At 47.9% G+C, this 20843-nt stretch carries 9 protein-coding genes; all 9 read left to right on the forward strand.

Annotation, left to right across the window (positions count from 1 at the left end; genetic code table 11):
* Positions 1–75 precede the first annotated feature (75 nt).
* The gene (locus CLV59_RS17520) at positions 76–1668 is read left to right on the forward strand and encodes a lipase family protein (protein ID WP_170137796.1); all 1593 of its coding nucleotides are present in this window, start codon (positions 76–78) and stop codon (positions 1666–1668) included.
* A gap of 43 nt (positions 1669–1711) precedes the next feature.
* On the forward strand, positions 1712–11332 hold the full coding sequence (locus CLV59_RS17525; RefSeq protein ID WP_111593347.1) for a DUF6603 domain-containing protein: 9621 nt from the start codon (positions 1712–1714) through the stop codon (positions 11330–11332).
* On the forward strand, positions 11329–12849 hold the full coding sequence (locus CLV59_RS17530; RefSeq protein WP_111593348.1) for a hypothetical protein: 1521 nt from the start codon (positions 11329–11331) through the stop codon (positions 12847–12849). The genes CLV59_RS17525 and CLV59_RS17530 overlap by 4 nt, the downstream gene beginning before the upstream one ends.
* Positions 12846–13757 (forward strand): hypothetical protein, encoded by a 912-nt coding sequence (locus CLV59_RS17535; protein WP_111593349.1) that lies wholly within the window; start codon positions 12846–12848, stop codon positions 13755–13757. Before CLV59_RS17530 ends, CLV59_RS17535 begins: the two co-directional genes overlap by 4 nt.
* 10 nt (positions 13758–13767) lie before the next feature.
* Positions 13768–17760, forward strand: coding sequence for a hypothetical protein (locus CLV59_RS17540; protein ID WP_111593350.1), 3993 nt, complete (start codon positions 13768–13770; stop codon positions 17758–17760).
* A gap of 9 nt (positions 17761–17769) precedes the next feature.
* The gene (locus CLV59_RS17545) at positions 17770–19224 is read left to right on the forward strand and encodes a hypothetical protein (RefSeq protein WP_111593351.1); all 1455 of its coding nucleotides are present in this window, start codon (positions 17770–17772) and stop codon (positions 19222–19224) included.
* 44 nt (positions 19225–19268) lie between these two features.
* Positions 19269–19697 (forward strand): hypothetical protein, encoded by a 429-nt coding sequence (locus tag CLV59_RS17550; RefSeq protein WP_111593352.1) that lies wholly within the window; start codon positions 19269–19271, stop codon positions 19695–19697.
* 107 nt (positions 19698–19804) lie between these two features.
* Complete coding sequence (locus CLV59_RS17555) at positions 19805–20233, forward strand: hypothetical protein (protein WP_111593353.1); 429 nt, start codon at positions 19805–19807, stop codon at positions 20231–20233.
* 81 nt (positions 20234–20314) lie between these two features.
* Positions 20315–20809 (forward strand): hypothetical protein, encoded by a 495-nt coding sequence (locus tag CLV59_RS17560; RefSeq protein ID WP_111593354.1) that lies wholly within the window; start codon positions 20315–20317, stop codon positions 20807–20809.
* The last annotated feature ends 34 nt before the right edge of the window (positions 20810–20843 follow it).

A 20843-nucleotide genomic window follows, 5' to 3' on the forward strand; every position in this document is an offset into this window, starting at 1 on the left:
TTTCTAATCAATTCTTCAATTACCTGTCTGAGGAACAACAGGAAATTTGTTCTCCAGACGTAAATGTCTTCTACCATGGAACAAACAAATTCCGCTCCCGAAGCAACTGCGCTGGCTACCAGTATCAATGTTCCTCTCGCCAGCCTGGAAATGATTGCTGCACAGGCAAACATTTATGACCTCCTCGATGATGGTCCCAGTTTACCTCCCGGATGGGATGTTATTAAACAACCATTCAAAAATGATCCCGCTACCGATAAAGTTGTTCCTATTCCCACACAGGGATACATTGTCAAAATAACCGTTCAGGATAACGACAACAATAATGTGCAGGTGGATGTCCTGGCAGTAGGTATCTCCTGGCTGAAATTCTTACTGTATCAATATGACGGCGCTTTTAAAATGGAGACCTTACCCACCGACATTGCGGGAAAAAATATCCCAGCAACGGCACAGGTACTCTCCATGTATTCCATCGCCTATCAGTTTCTTCGCAGACCTATATGGGACGCTGTCACTAAAAGAGAAGATCCTTCCCGTCCCTTGTATATCTGCGGACATGGATTAGGTGCGCCGCTGGCACAAATAGCCGCACTGGATCTTCGTGTTGGCAATCAAGGGCCTGCTGACCCGCATACAGGTATCAAACCCAATGCTCCCACTACTCCTACTCCCTGCTATACTTTCTCTAATGCCGACTTCGGCAATAGCGAAATGGCCACCTATTACAAGAATACCATCACGGCTCCTGCAACAGTTACCAGGGCAAGTGCTGCTGGAAATGATGTGGATAAATGGCCCCTCTCACCATCCGGTTTCTCCCTGCTGGGTACCTACAATCCGGTGAATGCCAGTCTGAATCCGGAAGCAGATGATCCTTGGTGGGAAAGAGCCACTGTCTTCTACACCCAAACATTAGGCGGTAATCCTATTCCCAACGACCCTGAGCCTGTAAATATTGATACTCCTCCAGGATTCTCCAGGGACATGGCCTTTACATTATCCAAACTATCCATGCTTTGCTATCACTGGGCACAACACCCCGACAGCATTGGGGGCGATGCGCCAGCCAACTATCAATTTGTTAAAAGTATAGATAGTAATGGCGGTACCTGGGCATATATCTTTAAGGGAGATACCAACAATTCCGTTGTGATTGTATTCCGTGGAGAAATCAATTGGCAGGAATTCAATACCTATACTGCCTATACTGGTTTCATCTGCCCACCATGGAGTCCTGTGGGTTCTGCACAAGTCAATATAGGCGCCTATACGCTCTATGCTGGCATGTCTGACGCCATTAAAACTGAGCTGCAACAATTTAGCTCCAGAGATCTCTATTTAACGGGACATAGTCTTGGTGGCGCTATTGCCAATATTGCGGCATCAGATTATGCCATGAGTAATACCCGCGCGGTAAAAGCGATATATACGTTTGGCAGCATGATGTCGGCCAATTACGACTTCGCACAGAAATTCAATGCAGTATTAGGTAGCAAGAGCTATCAGATCAGAAGACCGAACGACTATCTGGCCACCGGGTTAATGACCATCGGTTATGAACCGATTAATACCGGTGTGGTAATGCAAGGACAACTGAAATATGAAGACCCGGATTATCACAATCTACTCAACTACATGAAGCTATTGGATACATCCCGTTTATAATGCCAGGTGGCCTCCGATTTTCCTGACTCACAAACCATTGAAGATGATTAACGAAATAAGCGCCGCAAAATCTGCCCGACATAAACAGGCGGTTGCAGGCATCAGTGATAATGGTATTACTTTTTCCGGTTTGGACCCTGTGCTTGCCAGCCTGGGACTACTGATAGGACTACTTACCAAGCCTGATCCTACACAGGATGTCTATCAGCTAAACCCTGACTGGTTTTCCAATCCAATCACAAATACCCAACTAGGTATTACTGATAATCCGGAGCAGTTCGAGCAATTACTTACTTCCATACTGGGAAAAATCGGAGGCAATGCTCTAGGCATTCCCATCCAGGACGCCTCTCTCCTGGGTACCTGGTACCCCATAAAAAACGGCAACGACCCCACCGGGTTCTATCTGGTAAGTTATCTGAAAGAAACAAACGGGCTGAAAGAAACGGTGATGGGCCTGGGTGTCCTCCATACCTGGAAAGTACCGCCACCTCCCGGCACGCCGCTCCTGACAGTAAATGTTTGGGGCTTAATGCCTTTTGTTGCTATCGGTAATGGCAGCTTTAAAATTACGTTTACGGATCAGGGTTATCCTATCAGCTTAGGCGTAGCCGCAGAAGGAGGCGACACTAAACTTCCGCTGGTAGATATCAACGGCATCTCCTTCGATGGTGTGAAATTCAGCGCTTTGATTGATGTTGCCGCCAGTGATCCTTTCAGCGTATCGCTGGAAGTACTGTCGCTGAAACTGGGTAGCGCTCCTCCTGCTAATAAATCGCTCGCAGACCTGCTGGCTATCAGCGGACAGGAAATGCTGGAAATAGCTACCAACCTGTTTATGGGGGCACTCAGTTATGTCTTCCCCAATCAACAGCAATATCTCAACTATATCACACCTTTACTGGGGCTCTCTTCACAAATACCCAACCTGCCGAATGTGAAGCTGCCTGTAATGGAATGGTATAACTTGTTTGAAGTCGCCTCCAATCCAGCCAAATATCCCGACGGCGTGAAAACGCTGTTCTTCAACTGGTTCAATGCACTGTGTACAGATACAGATGCGTTGAAAGGCTGGATTACCGCTCTCAGTGGGTTCCTCGGCAATACCAATCTACAGATAACAGGAACGGGTACACGCATAGATCCATTCCGTTTGGGTATACTGAATGTAAGCAGTATAGGACAACTCGATTTCGCGGTGGCCACCACCGTAGATGAAGGCGGCATCCGCTACTTTTATCCCGGATTCTCTTTCACCGGCAGCAATGTGCCACTAGGCAGCTCTCCTGCTGTATTCACCGCCCAGGCCAACCTGGAACTGGGACAGTTTGGATTAAGCGCGCAGGCAGTTACCGCCGCTCCGGAAATTAATTTCCAGTTCCAGTTTGCACTGAAAAATAAAACAACCGGACAACCGCTGGTCGCCTACGATGGCAACAGTGTTGGTTCTCTTACGGCAGGACTGATCCTCGGCTCTGATGGCAAGATCGTTCCTGATTTTTCACTGAACCAGGTAGTAACCACTACTACTTCTTTTGATAAAGTAAACCTGCTATCTCCGGGAGAACTGGCAGAAGCTGGCGCCGCTGCGCTAAGCGCTGCTTTAGGTACGCTCATCGGCATCGGTAGCAGCGATTTCGCTGATAACATTGGCGCGTTGATCGGATTGATAACGCCTGTCAGTGCAAAGACGAACTGGCCAACTACCCTGCCAGCTCCATTCTCAGGCACGCAGATGGTGCATTCCATTCTGAATCCTGTGAAGGCCTGGTCAGATTATTATCTTGCTGTATTACAATATTCCACTGCTGTAGACGGGAAAGCCGCTTTTGCATATATCATCCAGGAAATGGCACTCCTGCTGCAACAGACCGTCTCCGGTTTAAATGTAACCGTTACGGGAAGCGGCACCAAAGACGATCCATGGATGGCTGGTATTGCATTAAGCAGCAGTAGTCTCCCTGCCTTCCTTACTGCCTTTAAACAAGTAAATACAGACAACAGCATAGACCTGATACTGGGCCTGTCTCTCCAACCTACCATTACCGTTGGAAACGTGGAGATTGCGCCTTCGCTCAACCTGGAAGCGCTGGGGCTACATTTCCCTGCCAATGGCGTTGACATTGAAGCCTCCTGGCTCCTGGCTGTCAGTGCCCAATTGCAGCTGCCAAAAGGATTCATGACGCCAAGTCTTGGCGGTGTAGTCGTTAGCGTTAGTAAGTCACAGCTATCCGCTGAATGGAACCGCCTGAATGGATGGGGATGGTCCATGTTTGTACAAACCCCTAAACTGGTTATCAACGGACAGGATATCATTCTTGGCCAGGACCTGAATTTCGATCAGCAAACAAATCTGAAGGACCTGGTACTGAATGCCGTACCGGCTTTCAGTCCTTTCCTGGTGGGGGCATTGGGCGCTTTACTCATGCGGGTGGAAAACAGGGCAGCCCTCTTTGCAATTGGCGCACTGGGCTTAATCCCGGATATTACCAAATCGCCGGTATTCCCTACAGGATTAAGCTGGAGCGGCTTCCAGCAACTCAAACTCAACAGTCTGAGTAACCCATGGCCAGATCTGCGTAATTATCTGTCTGCCACCTTCGCTTCAGCCGCCAATGCGAAAAGTCTGCTCTCTCTATTATCCTACGTTGTCAATACAAATATTGAAGCTGCTCCTGCCACCGGCGGCAGCGGCACTTTCAACGATCCATGGACATTCCCGTTGCCAAAAGGTTTCGAAGGAATTACATGGTATGAAAGCACCGGACAAATTATTGGCCTCGGCGCTGGAAGATCCAACTCCTGGCAATACCAGCTCAATAACGGCAACGGCACTACGAAATTCGGATTCGACCTGCATGCCCGTGTAAACGCGCTGAAATATAACCTCTCCAGCGGTACCCTCTTGTTTGATGGACAGGTACCTTCGTTTAGCCTGACAGGCATACTCTATAATCCTGATGGCATGCTGGTAAATTTACCAGCTTCCCTTGGCAGCGTAGAGAAAATAATGGTAGGCTGTAATCTTTCTTATGATACTACCAACAAAGCATTTCAATTCGATCCAATCGTTACGCTGTTCAATGTTACCTTACCAGGGCAACAGCAACAAGCGCAGCTGACCTTACAGGATTTCCTGGACCCAGGCTTTACGGCGGCATTGCAAAATGGCTTTATGGTATTGCTGAATGCCGGTCTGCAACAGGCATTTGACCAGGTAAAAGCCCAACCGCTGTTCCAACAGGCCTATACGCTGTTGTCCATGTTGGGACTAACGATGACGCCTGATGGTGAAACTGATCTCCAGGACATCCAGCTCTTCAGTCTCACCAACGGATTACTCGGTATCAACACCGCCGGCTGGACCGGACTGCTAGCCAATTTCAACACCTACATACAATCGCAGTTCAACAGTCTGCTGGCCATAAAAGAACAGCGCAGTCTCCTCTACAACTTCCTGTCAGAAATATTCGGTATTCAGATTCCGAACTTCCCGCTTCCGGTGTTGCAGCTGTTACAAGGAATGGGCATCTGCGGACCTGCCGAAGAAGGATATACCGTATATCCGTATACGTTACTGGACTTAATCAGTAATCCATACAAAACATTCCAGCAACTATATACCCAACTGTTTGATATCGCCAATGCAGACAACCTGAAACAACTGGCAGCCCATCTGTCCAGGAATCTGGGGCCTTACAAAACCGGCAGTTGGACCTTCAGCACCGATTCCACAGGAGTCATTTCCTTTGGCATCTTACCAGCAGACGCATTTCAATTAGGCTCCTTCCTCCTTGTCAGTGGCGGCATACAATTGGATCTCAGCAACGAAAAGCTACAAGGAACACTGGATATTTACTGTGAGAATATAGGTATTACACTGAGAAGCGGCTTTACGCTGAAGCTGGAAGAAGGTATATTAAAACCTGCTTTCACAGCTGCTGCAATATGGGGAGACGGCAGCAAACCAGCCGCCCAGGCCCTTGAGCTGATACCGTTTAATACAAATGTTTTCCTTAACAACGTCGCGGACCTGGCTCCTGCCTTTACCCTCAATATCCTTCTCAATGCTGTTTTTGAAGAACAGTTGTTGAAACAATATCCACTCATTCAGCAAATCTTCATCGGGCTGGGATTGGGAGAAAAAATGCCGACAGAAAGTCTGGCGGTACAGAAAGTCGTGAATGGTAAGCATGCCATTGCTGCATCCGTTGCCGATCAGCAATGGCAGATGCCAGCCCTCATGGGCATCCTGGAGAACCCGCTGGGATGGCTCCTCTCAGACGATGTACTAGGTACAAATGGCAGGTTCAGTATTTCCAAACTGGTACAAATGCTTAGTCATCTGCCCGCAGTACAGGCTTCCAATGGTATCAAAGTAACGCCGGATGCCAAAGGAATGAAGATCAGCGGTATGCCTTATGGCTTTGAAATTGCCATGAGCGGGGAAAATGAAGTGGCCACTTTCGGATTCGACACCAAGGATCTCGTCATCAGTGATAACTGGGGTACCTTGAATCTCTTATCATTCAATGTCAGTGTTGATAGTAACTATCAGCCATCTTTTGGCGGAGAACTCACTATATCATCCGGTTCAAAGATACCCGTTGCCTTTTTTGTCAATACCGGATATGATAAGGATTTCTTCCTGAATATTTCACAGGGTAAGCCTGACACGCCAAGCGGTATCTCTTTACAATTACTTCCTTTCCTCGGATGGGGCACATTGGCGGAGCAAGCAGCCCGACTCGCAGCTGCGGCGGTTTTGAAGAACCTGGTTCCTACCGTTTTACAACAATTATCCAACACCGGCGCCAAAGCATTCGTTGATAAACTCATTGCATTTGGCGACGCAGTGAATACCACTGAACTGGTAGATAATATCATCAAAGTACTGACGCCTGCTGCCTTTGCGACCACTTCGCAAGAAGATCTGCTGGAGAAAATTGAGCAGGTAGCACTGGCATGGTTACAGGAAAAATTCACGACATCAGGCGCGCCTGTTACAGTACAGGGATTAATCACCCTGCTCAAGGATGTAATGCCAGGAGTATCTGCTCAAGGTGGCCGACTGGCATTCACACCAGACAGTAAGATACCAATCACTATCCTTGCAGGGCTGAACGACAAAGGGTTCCTGGGATTATGGGCCGATTTCTCGCTCCCTGATACGCAGGTATTAAAAATACAAATCGCCGAGACAGGCGTTGGCGTTAAGCTGGATGGCACCCTTGATTTCTCTTTTGCACTGGATGTACTGATTCCTGTAGATGACAGCAGTGGCCCGGGTTTAACGTTTGCATATGATTTGAATAAAGGATTCAATCTGGTATTTGACCCTACCAGCGATAGTACCGATTTCTCCAAACATTCAGATCTGGCCATTGAGCTGCTACCGAATTTCTTCAGCAAACCAACTGCGGAGGCTGGCGCAATGCAGGAAAGCGTGACAGATTGGTTATTGCAGGTAGTAAAAGTAGTGCTACCGCGATACGTGTCCCTCCTGGTGCTCAACATCGAAAAAGTTAAAGGCTGGCTGGAAGCTCCTATTGTATCTTCCGTAGCTGGCGCACCTACACCTGCTACACTGTTAGAAGCCACTTCCCTGATACTGAAGAACAATGGCAAATATGAACTGAACAGCATCGACAATCTCACGAAGCTGACCCCTTCCGGATTCTTCGGCAACTTGTTCTATACGCTGATGCAAACAGAATTGACATTATTGCAATTCGGCGATAAGAACAGCGGTAAAATTACGGTTGGTCCGCGGACGGGTAAGCAGGATTATTATGGCGTAAGAGTGGCTGCCCCCAACCTTAAAATAACAGCCCTGCCTAATCTCGTCATACAACTGGGCGCCGATGATACCGAATGGATAGATAAATCCAGTACGAATAAGATTACGGGAGACCCGGGTATAGGTTTTTACCTGCCGATCACTAAGTCAGGCAACAATGAACTGAATGTAGATTTCTCTCTATTCAATCTATTGCTGTATAATCTCGGCTTTGATATCGTTGGCACTAATGGTAAACCTATTGTAGATCAGCCTCGGTTCAAGATTGGCGCGGTACAGCCAAGAACTGTTTTTGAACTGGATTTTAAAGGTAATGCCAAACCAGGATTACAATTCGGTGCAGGCGTCACTTTGGCGAAAATTGGTTTATCGCTTGCGCCAGATAAACTGGCCGGTTCAGGAGGCACCAATCCTATTGCCAATAACATTCTGGGCTCTGGCAGCACTTCCGGCAACCCGCCAGTAAACCCCGAATTTTCTGTTAGCACTGCTTACACCGATAAATTGTGGGTGAACTTAAAATCTAATACGGGCAATGGCTCACAGGTTATTGTACCAATAGAGCGCTCTTTCGGCCCATTGTACATAGATAGTCTGGGCTTAGGTTGGGAAGACACCAACAAACTGTTAGACTTCCTCTTCTCCGGTAATGTGGCGATGGCTGGTCTTAAAGCATCTGTAGTAGGTTTAACAGTAGGCGTTCCCGTTACTAACCCTACAGATTTCAGTCAATATAAGGCAGACCTTCAGGGATTGGATATCAGTTTCAATGGAGGGGCCGTTGCCATCAATGGCGGATTCTTAAAAACGGAATCCATTGTCAACAATGCGAAGGTGATCATGTACAATGGTGTGGCGGTGATCAAAGCGGGCACCTTCTCCCTGATGGCATTGGGCTCCTATGCGGAAGTGCCGGTGTCTCCGGCGCCAGATGCGGCCAAAATGCCGTCGCTGTTCATTTTCGCTGTGTTGAACTCCCCGTTGGGAGGCCCTCCTTTCCTCTTCATCACTGGTATTGCGGCTGGATTTAGTTTCAACCGCGGATTGGTGATCCCTGATATTTCCCAGGTACAGGATTTTCCACTGTTGAAAGGACTGGTAGATGGTACCTTCGCCGAAGGAGAAGATCCAGGCAAAGCGCTGGAACAATTAAGTTCAGTGGTATATCCGGAAGTAGGACAGTATTGGCTGGCAGCAGGGGTGAAATTCACTTCCTTTGAACTGCTGACCACTTCCGCGCTTTTATTCCTCAGCTTTGGAAAGGAATGGGAAGTCAATCTGCTGGGACTCAGCTTTACTTCTCTGCCGCCCAAGATTCCTAGAAATATGGCATTGGCCTACTTTGAGCTGGCCATCAAAATATCCTTCCGACCAACAGAAGGAGTAATCTCCGCAGAAGCACAACTGACACCTAACTCCTTCGTATTATCGAAAGACGTGAAAGTGACCGGAGGGTTTGCCTTCTACCTATGGTTTAAAAATATCAAAACATCCACCTACACCATACCTGCCGGTGATTTCGTGATCTCATTGGGTGGCTACCATCCTGACTTCAATAAGCCGGCATGGTATCCTTCTGTACCGCGACTCGGTATGCAATGGAAGATGGATATCTCTGTAGGCAGTATCAGTATTTCCGGCGGCGCATACTTTGCGTTATGTCCTACGGCAGTCATGGCAGGAGGCTATCTCAATGTTGCCTATCAACTGGGACCATTGAAAGCATGGCTGAATGCATCCGCAGATTTCCTCATTGAATGGAATCCGTTCTATTTCAACGTAGGCATTAGTATCACCGTAGGCGCATCTTTCGGAACTACTATCCTCGGCGTTTCTATCACCCTGCGTGCAGAACTGGGCGCCACTCTCCGACTGCAAGGACCTCCTACGCATGGCTATGTGAAAGTGGACTGGTTCGTGATATCCTTCACTATCCCTGTAGGCTCCGGCGAAACAGCGACCAAAGACCAAAATATCACCTGGGCTGCATTTGCAGAGGCCTTCCTCCCTCCTCCGGCAGTACCAGGCAGCACTATGGGCAATGCCAAACGTAAAGTGAGCGTGGCAAATGAAACGCCCGTTCAACAGGTGCTGAAACTGAATCCGGATTATGGTCTGCTGAGTGATAACGATAATCAATGGACTATTCAACCGTATCCATTCAGTCTCAGTGCCAAGTCGTCCATTCCTGCTTCCAACATCACTGTCACAGCGAGCAACTTCAGTCAGAAAGGCGTGAGCGTTGGCGTACGACCAATGGGCTATATCGACAACCTGAATGCGCCGCTGACTATTACGCTGACAGACAGCAAAGGAAATCCTGTGGACCTGTCTGCCCGTAAAATTAAAATGGTCATCGATACCAACGGGGCGCCTTCCGCCATGTGGTCACAAGATCCACTGGATCGTAACAAGCCGCCACAGAGTAATGAAATGCTCATCCCTGGCGCTTCTTTCGGTATCCTGCTGGATGGCGATGAATACAATTACCTGGGCAATGTACCGGCATTCAACATAGAAAATCTCAAATATGATATCGGCGCGTATCGGATGTTGCCTTATAAGCAGGTGATCAAATTCCCTCCGGCCGCAAGGTATCCTGCAAGCGATCAGAATAATGCCTATCACGTTATCATGCATTCTATCATGAACGAACCCGTAATCGTTCAGCGGAATATCATCCTGGAAGGCATCGCTGCCAGCAATATTCTGGCGCCGCTCAATCCGGACTTGAGTGTGATGGCATCTTCCGCAGACATGATTCTGCAAGCGCTACCTGTTATTGCGCGACTGGCTGTCTTCCAAAATAATGGCGTACTGGAAGCTGCTAAAGCAATCCAGCCACCTACCATCCCTGCTGCTAAAGCAAGTGCGGGAGATAAACTGAAAGCGCCGCAACTGGTAGGTATGGTGAAACGATATAAAGTGAACCGTAACAATACCACCAAATCAGGTAAACAGCAAAAATCTGTCAAGAGTCAGTATCAGGAAATCAACAACATCACCAGGAAAACGAAACCACTGGCCCTTAACAGATTGGGTTCAGATGAACTAGGCAATACCAAAATGGTCTATGATGGTTCGTCTATACTGTGGGCAGTGGATCATCAGGCAGTCACTACACTGCATCTGAAAGGAGATCTCCCGCTGCGGGTTGTCAGTTTCGACCGTCATGGCCGACTCACAGGCATTCGCGTAGCAGCAGGCGATCAAAATGTGACCTTGGCCGAAGGTACAGCACAGGTAGCCGTTCAGGGTTATGAAAACGGTGGTGAAGGATTCAGCGGTTGGGAAATCAATTCACAGCTGTTTAAAACCAACACCGTGTGGGCACTCGGCGATGCCGCAATGATACGGGTACAGAACAGTCAACGTATACGCGTTCGCGGTACCAACGCCAATACTGGGCTGATCGATGCCGCCGACCTGCTCTCACACAACCTGGTAACAGATGTAAACAAAAATACCCGTAGCGGTTGGATACAATCCGTCTTCCCTGCCGGTATCCACTACATCGGCGTATTACTGGAAGAACAGACAGGTGCAGAGAGACTCGATGTCGCCATTGCGGCAGGCAGTATACCAATGCAGGGCAGCAATCTGGCGCCGGCACAAGTATACGAAACAGAAAAAGGCACCCTGCTGATTTATCCATGTACGCCATCAGACAGCTACAATGCGATTCTGGCCATACCAAAAGACAATAAAGTAAAAGTACTTGGTATGTATGGCCTGCCATCATTACCGACAGACAAACAAACGGTCAGCAATTTCATGCAGCTACGCAACGCCGGACTGGATCTTACCGCCTCCGCTGTAAAATCTGCCGTTGTTAGTATTCACTCCCAAAAACAGGCGCTATGACATCCAGTTTTGATACCACTCCCGGCACCATCGGCCCGGGTATGATACGCTTCTACGACGCTATTCTCAATCCGCTGGAAGCCGGCGAGTATACCCTTAAAGCAGAGCACCAGGTCAAAGACCTGCCGGGAGAAACGCCGCCCCCATATATTGCCACGCAGCAAATCATTGTGGATGGCCCCAGGTATAATATCAGTCCTGCCGACATTCACATGGTATACCCGCCTGCTAACCAGGAAGGTCTCTATGATACCGTGATGCCGAATATGGTATTCACCAATTTTGCACTTCCCTGGGCAAGAGATATTGACCCTGCTGTCAAAACCAATAGTAATCTAAAGGCAACAGATAAAGATGGTAACCCGATTCCATGGATCGGACTACTCACCATCTATCCCGATGAACTCGTGGCCACAAACGGTACTGCAAAAGCAGGAGAGCCTCAAACAATAACCGTGTCTGAACTGGTTCATCCTAAAGACAGTAAGATACTTCCACCTGTGCTGGGCGATTTGTTTGGCGCCGAGGACACACAGGTATCAGTTGTGGATCTGGATCTCCCTTATTTCCAATCTATCTGTCCCACTATTGATGAACTCCCCTTCCTGGCACATGCACGGGAAGTAAATACAGATGGGAAAGTGCTCTTGGGTATGGACGATGATGGCTGTTTCTCCCTTGTATTCAGTAACAGGCTCCCTATGGCGCCTGGGCAAAATACCATGTATCTCGTCTCCTATGAAGGACATCAAGATCATCTTCATGGCAGTACTATCAGTGGCGACTATACGAAAATACGACTGGTACTGTTAGGTACCTGGCAATTTAAGGCACTGGATGCACAAGGCAGTTTCATCCAGTTGATGGCAAATCTTTGCCTGCCAGGCAGAGGTGGGGTGAAACTGCTCCAGATGCCTCTTTCCGACGAAACGGGAACGATTTCTGAAGATGCGCAGAAAGCTATTCAGATGGGATTTGTACCCATGCAAAACAACATGCGGCAGGGAGAGGAAAGTACCTCCTGGTATCGGGGTCCATTTGTGCCATCTCCTACCAAGCGCGACTTCTCGTATGGTCCGTATCATTACAGTGACCATGCCATTCATTATGATCCTGAAAACGGATTGTTTAATCATGCCTACAGTAGCGCATGGCAGACTGGTCGTTTGCTGGCATTATCCGATTCCAATTTTTCTGCTGCCATGTTCAACTGGAGAAATAATTATCTCAACAGCATCGTCAGTACGACCAAACAACTGGACACAGAAAAGCTCAATGTCATTGCCGGAGAATCGCACCGTCTGATGCCGACTGCCCATGCCCGTGCAGCAGTAGGGATGCTGCTAGCTGGCGGCTTCAGCAAAGTGAAATGGCCACAAATCACCAGCAGGACGGAAAGAGTGTTGCAGGAAGGGCTACCAGGCGTATTCAGTCAGGAAGAGAAAATTGCAATCGTGGAAAACGATGCAGATCCACTTTTAATGCTTGTTAAAAAAATAAAAGGAGAACAGCTATGAAATCATGGGGAAACAGAGCAACCATCTGCGCGAATGTAACCAAGCAGTTGTTAGCCGCTAAGGAAGGAAACTATCCGCCTCCGGATTTACCAGACAATCTGACGAACTGGCTGGCCCAGCTCACATTGCTGTATGGCGTACCGGTAGAATACATGGTAGCAGATAATCGTATGCTGCCATTGGAGTCGATGCGGTTCTTTTACATCGACCGGAACTGGCTGGATCGGCTGGTAGACGGAGCGCTCAGTGTAGGCGTCCTTTCTTCCAAGGAGCAGGTGTTCAACGAAACTTTCTATGAAGAAATTTATGCTCAGATAGATATACGGCAAATGCAACTTCGCGCCAGTCTGCGAAACGAAACACCTCCCGCAGTAACGGCTGCTGGTGGCGGTATGACAGGCGTTATCTTTCGTTCAATAGTAGTATCCGGATGGCCGGGACTGGAAATAGAGGCGTTTAAAGCCACCGTTCCGTTGAAGATTCTGCGGATGGATCGCTTGTCTGATAACACCATGCTCTGCATCTGGGAAGATATGCCAGATACGGTCAATTTTATTGAACCTTCTGAAGGACTACATTTCGGCGTGATCATGGACCCCGGCGCAGATACGTTTAAAGTATACCTGCGCGGACTCGGATACCCTACCAGCAATCCATTTCCCGCTGGTGAGCAAATCTTTAACGGGCCTGACCCGGTAGCTGCATCCGGTGGATTTCGGAGTGGCGTAAAAGGAGTGATTGATATCACCGGGCTGAAAGCCAATATCACCAAAGCGATGCCTGCCGGCGCTTTGCCGGATGGTAAGTTGTCGCCAGGCGCCATGGCCATTCAAATGGTGCGTGGAGCAGGCAAACAGCCATATGATATGAATTCACCTGCATGTGATCCTTCCATTCCTCAATCTTAAACCCTTCATCATGGCAAACGCTCAATATATTCCTGTTTGGCCCGGCCCCGTTGTAATGGTGCCGGTACCAATCGACATACTTCGTATAGGCAAGCCCGATGTAAACTCCACTACTATCTGGGCCACCAATAAAAATAATTATTACAACCTGTGGATGAAGCAAATCCCTGATCCTACCCCATTTGGACAGGGTACCTGCCCGGATGTAGGCGTACATCTGATGTGGACGCTCCCTTATAGTATGCGTCAGGGACAACAATCTGACGACAGCGCCGATATAAATGTGAACTTTCCATTTGTACCCAATCGCTGGCTGATTACCCGGTTCAGATATCCGGTTCAGGATAAAAACAACCCTAATCCAACCCCTCCGCAATTACAGGCAACGATCGTGTGCAGCGATATGCTGTTTGATATACGGGATGCCACGAACAATGGCGGCACTGCCGGGGCCAGTCAGTACCCATATCCAGATGATCCCGCCTTTCCCATTAAAGGTATTGGTCAGCCCATGCCACTGGCTAGTTGGAAAGGAGAAGCACGAACAGGCGAAGCGCTGATCAAAGCAGTAGGCCCGGGCGATGTATCCTGGTCTGTTGCCTATGATAATGTAAAAAATGTATTCACCTTGCATGATGCAGCGGAGAGCACTGCGGCACAGTATACTTATTCCTTGCTAGGCTGGTACGACGAACCAGGAGATGATTTGATGAAGGACATCTCCACCAGCACCAATGAAGAGTGGATGGATATGTTGCAGAGTCAATTTGGCTGGTCTGTAGGCGGATCTGCCGAAGTACAGGAAGCTGTGGATGACTGGCTGGCATGGCAAAAATCGCACGGACTCGATGGCCCGTTTGATCCTAATAAACTGCAGCTCCCACCGCAGATTAAAAATGCGATGATTGCCTGGAACAACTGGCGTCAGCAATATGGCGTAAAGGAAGACCAGCCTCCGCTACCCACACAATGCATTTGTCATTCTATGGCTACTGTGGCATGGCAGGGAGACACGATTGCTTATGGCACAGGCGTTCCCACTCCGGAAGGCGGTGTGAGCATATCTGTAGGGAATAACGCCATGGAAGCGATTTCCGCATATATGGCGACCATGGTCGTTGAAGGTCAGCAACAAAATCCGGCCAATATTCCCATTGTGGAAAGAGCACTGGAAGCCTTTCAGAAAGACATGCTCGCACAGTTAAACGACGATCCTACCGCCGTTGAAATGGCGATTCATGCAGATCGCTTCGAACAACATACCAACGGGCAGGAATGGATAGTAGTAAGGCCGGAAAGTACCAATGAGGACATTCTCGGTACCGGTGGACAACAATCCATCCCCCTCAGCGCCGCAGATACAGAAACGCTCACCCAACTGAATAACAAACAACAGGAGCTGAATAAGCTGAACCTGGATTTATTCACGCTGCGACAGGAAATGTTTCAGCTGCATGTAAAACAGACATTGTTTGTAAAATCCACACCTGCAGCTACCAAAACGCAGGTCAATAACAGTATGGCTGCTATCACCCAGGCATTGCAAGATCAAACAACTGCCAGGGATCAGAAACAGGCAGAAATCAGCACAGATGCAGCTGCATTTGCTACCAAACTGGGGACCGACTTTGTACTGAAAGCAGTTGATCTGTTACCGGCCGCAGCGCCTGTAGATCCGGTAATCATGGTAGGCGGCGCATACATGGATACCAAACTTACCTCTCCTGAGCAATACACAGATACTACAGAGCTGTTTGTACGCTTCACCGGACAAACAGTCACTGGTATTAACATTACCTTCACCGTTAACAATAATCCAACTACCCAGCTGATAGCAGCCGAAGATCTGCTGAACAAGGTGACAATACCCACCTGGAATATCTTCCCGAAAGAGGCCATGGACCTCTGGGTAGAAACCATGATACTGGATACTTCCTGCGCCGCTTTGATTGCTTCGATTTGGTTCAGCAAGACTGGCGTCTCCCCTACCAACAGCCAGATGCAACAACTCACTCAGCAAATTCAGGCCCAGCAAACAGCTGTATGGAATGATTCCGCCACGCTGGGATTCCATCCGCAGGCACTGAAAGCCGTTTCCGGTATTGAAGGCGTGATTCCTTCCCCATTCGCCGTGGCATTCATCACCCAACAACCATGGACTCCTATTTACATGGATTGGAAAATCCAATACATTCCTTCTTCCATGGATGTCATCAACTCTCTGAATAATTGGAAACTGGGAGATATAGACTTCGACTGGCAAGGCGATAGTCTTACTCCCCCTTCCAATAACATTGTTCTGTTGGGACGTGCTGTAATGAATGCGAAATCATCCCAGGTGGTCAAAAATAAGATGGCATCCTTTCATCAGGACCCCATATACGATGACCTACCACCCTATGTACTGGAGGACTTGCAAAGAGTAGCCGGTATGGTTGGACACCTGGATTTACTGACTCAGTCGATGAGTGGCTTTACCAAACAACTGATCACTTCCCTGATCTCTATTAATACAGCGCCAACAGATGCCAATGTGGTGAAACTGTTGGGCGACAGCGAAATTAACTTCAGACCGAAGCTGGTCAATTATGTTGACTCGCAACCCTTCTTCCCTATTCGTTCCGGACATTTCCAACTGGTAAACCTCTGGGTAGTAGATGCTTTCGGACAGGTATTAACGACCAAAGACAGATTTGCCGGACCACTGGACCCATTACCGAATGTCTACTGGTCTGAAAACTTAACCACCAGCAGTCCTAACTATAAAAATCCGGACACTAAATATTACGGGCAGCTTTCACCGAGAGTAACACAACCGGCGAGTGTACATTTAAATCTGCTACAACAGAATAATGACACTATTCGTACCAATTCCTCCGACCTGACCAGTCCTATCTGCGGATGGGTGATGCCTAATCACATCGATAATTCCCTGATGGTATTTGATGCCAATGGCATCAACCAGGGGGCCATTATTAAAGTGCAAAGGCAGATTGAGGATGGCAATGAAGAAGCCGATTTTCAATACACGGTTCGTTGGGATGCGGTACCTGGAAGTAATACCACTTTAGGAGCGCCACCAGCACTGGAAAATGAGCACTTACAGGCATTTATCACCAATCTCCTAAAAACAGGATTTGACGGTTCTGTTGCATACGATGACCTGATGAGCGTCATTGATGTCACTCTATGGCCAATGACTAATTTCCAAAGCCAGTCGGGCAACCTGTCCGTATTGTTAGGCAGACCGCTGGCTGTGGTACGTGGCGAAATACATATGGAACTGGCAGGTACCGCAGTGTATAATCAAAGCTGGATCGATACAGGAATTTATTACGACAACAATCAGAATTACAAACCTACAGATCCACCGTATATGGGCACTCCTTTCTCTGTAAGAATCGGGGATTCCTATCTTACGGGAAATGGCGCTATAGGTTATTTTGAAGCGGATAACTACGATACCTTCTACGCCGTATATGGCGCCAATGGCCAGACCAACCAGCTCCTGAAGATGTTCTCCCGCAACGCAAGGGGTAAGATCAACCTGGCAGAATTTGCGGCACAAAAATCTCCTGAAGCGGGATTTGCCTCCAAATATGTACAACAGGGACATACAGTAACGCTGACGCCTGAACGAAACGCCGTTAAGCTCACCATGCTGGTAGATACCTCTGGCGGCATTCCTGTTATTCCTGGCAGTCAGCCAACCTTCAGTGTCAGCCTGCCTACCGGCCCTGTTTCCAATGCGCTGTCCAATCTGAAATCCACATTCCGGACAGGCCCACTGCTGTTAGATCCGGATAAGATCAAGATGCCTACGCCTGCAGAAGTGCATGGCAGATGGGGATGGGTAGCCCGAAAGGATGTGACTACCTGGAATCCGGAAGAACCGATCGAACCGTATACTCCGATCGCCACCTCAGACCAGGATAACCTCCGCCTCACAGAAGGTTGGATCACCTTGTCCGGTGCAAACAATCAACTACCAGAAAATAACTAAATCAGGATTATGGCAAATTTGACATTTGACTATTCGTTCCAGCCATCCGAAATTTTCACTAACTCAGTAGTGGACCTGAATCTCTATGTTACCAATAATACAGATGATACTATTGAGTATGAAGGAGGGCCAGATAGTGATGAAATACATATCAATTTCCCGGCAGGTTCTGGCGCTACAGACCTGGTAGTGAATGTTGGCTTCACCAGTAATTCTGAAACAAAATACTTTAGCTGCGCTAAAAGTGCCAGTAATGATGATTATGTCATTACCGCAACCATGAATGTACCTATTCCTAAAGGAGGACAGATTCATGTCATCTTTCTGCAGGTACCTATCAATGCGACACCCGGTACAGCAACTATCGCACTAACAGAATATCTCGGATCTGCGGATCCTGCAACCGGCAGCAAAGAAATCACGAAAACGCAACCGGCGTCTTTAAGTATCATGGCATACCTGCAACAACAGGTAGTGGGACTGGATCAGACCACCACTCTCACCTGGTATTCCACCGGAGCCACCAGGGTGGTTGTAACTGGATTCGCTACCGGCGACAAGCAGCGGACATTCCCCGTACAGGGCGACAGACCGCCGTATAAAGGAACCTGTGTGGTAGATATCGCGTCCGACAAAGACAGCACCACTTACACTTTGATCGCGTATAACGGCAACGGTAACTCGGACCCGAGCGTACAAACATATGTGGTATTGTATCATGGATATGCCAAGATCAATTCCTTTGTGGCTTATAAGACAGATGATCTGAGTCAGCATAATGAAGTAGGATCAGAACCACTGGCAGTAGATCAATCCGTCACGCTCTACTGGTACCTGACATATGCTTCCCGCTGGCAGCTGAAGCCTCCTGGTAAGCCGCTGAATAATCCGATTACCCCACGACAGGTTACCCCAGGTATGGATCTGGTACAGGCCTATCAGGGTAATTACGGCGGGATGCTGGCAACATCAGATTACAAGCTCACTGCATTTGGATTTGAAGATAAGAACCCTACCCAAACCATCAGTTTTAAACTTAAACCGGTGGGCGTCGGCTACTTCAAATTCAAAGATGTAGCGCTGACACAGGTAGTATGGGCCACCAATCCTGAGAACTGGCCGGCAATTGACGTTAAAATGCCTTCCCAGCAGCCATATACATTTACAATCTATCAGCCTGGTGGTAAGTCAGACGTATACTATCTGGGAAGCAATGATACGCATCCGCAAATTCAATATTTCGATTACGCCAAAGACAGCGGCGATCAGTACAAACTCAGCTGGATTACTGCGAATCTCACCAGTCTTATTCTCAATCCTGGCAACATCAATATCACGGCAGACCAGATTCAGAAAGGATCTCAGACACTGAAGCTGGAAGCGGCCCAATATAAACTGACGGGTAAAGCATCGGATGGCAGTACCATTGATAGTATTCTGAATGTTCCTTACACAAGTAAGTAGAATCTTGAATAACAATCCATTTTTAACCTTTTAAAAAACATGCTATGACAGAGAAAACCCAAGCCGTTGAACCAGAAATACTGGTGGACCCGAATTGTACCATTACCGTTACAGTTGGAAATAATATTCCGAATTACCCTTCTGCGGTGTCCAACAAGAATATCACAGATGCGCAGAATGCAATTGGCCGACTGACATTTGCAGATATATGGAGAATGCCACCATGGAGAATTGAAGAAGGTACTATACGCCTGGATGTACAGGGCGCTATTGCTGGCGGTGGCCGCAACTGGCAGGTACAAATCAATGGTATGAGCGGTAACTCCACCATTTCTGCTACCCTCGTGCAAGGCAATCTGGCAACTGCTTCTACCACTGAAAGACAGCAATATGTGCAACGCATGGTACGCAAAGCACTGGAAGACAGTTTGTCTACCAAAAAAATTACCGACGTAAATGGACCTTGCAAATAAACATCTATCCGGGTTGACGACGATCGTTGACCCGGATTTTCGTTTACCCCATACCGTTAGTAAACCCCTTCAAGCGTCGTTCATCGTTCACCTTAAAAATTCATGCTATGCAAGAGAGAACCCAACCCCAGGAAACAGAAGTATCGTTCGATCCGAATTGCACCGTTACCGTTACTCCTGGAGAAGACATTCCCAATTACCCTCCTGAAGTGGGTAGCCAAAGTATTGTGGATGGCCAGCATGCTATTAGTCAACTGACATTTAACGATCTCTGGAACGAGCCACAATATAGCATTACATACGGCAGTATTACTTTATTTATACAAGGGGTGCTTCCTGGTGGAGGCCGTACCTGGCGGATCATACTCAATAACACCAGTGGGAACTCCACCATTGCGATTGTAAGTGTACAAGGCAATCTGGCTACTGCTTCTAATTCCGCCAGGCGAGACTATGTGTTGCGCATGGTACACAGGGCATTGGAAGACAGCCTGTTTGGCAAAAAGGTAAACGAGGTGTACGGACCTTGTAAATAATATTTATCCGGAACAGCGATGATCGTTCGTTCAGATATTCGTATAACCGAAACCGTTAGTAAATACTAAAAATTATTTCATATGGCAGAAACATCCATCAAAGAAGGCGAAGTAAATCAGGTTACAGGCACAAATACATTAAAATATCCTGATATCAACAGTTGCCTGTCATTAACCGCTGTCTTCGCTGATAACAAGAGAGTGGGCGGACACGCAGTCATGTTTCCGGCGGCTCCTCAACTCAATCTGAAACAGATTTGTGATTACCTCATCGCCAATAAAGGAACTAGCAATACTTTGATTATAGTGGGAGACATTGGTACTTGGAATGGTAACTGGTCTATGCTGGATGAAACCAAAAATCTTGTCATCAATGGCAGGAAGGTGAATAATGCTGGCGAGCTAGGGCCTGCAATGGGATTTGCCAATAATATCCTGAAGGATACCATCGTCTGCGATGCCAATGGCAGCACGTATGATGTATTCTTTGGTTTTGAAGGAGCTAACCGGGTCTACTGGTGTGTAGATCACAAAACCAACAGCATATGTGCCACTTTCGGAAAGCAACCCTGGTAAATAGTATTCGCTGCGGACACTTACAGGGTTAAGT

The organism is Chitinophaga dinghuensis (genome assembly GCF_003259435.1).
Classification (GTDB): domain Bacteria; phylum Bacteroidota; class Bacteroidia; order Chitinophagales; family Chitinophagaceae; genus Chitinophaga; species Chitinophaga dinghuensis.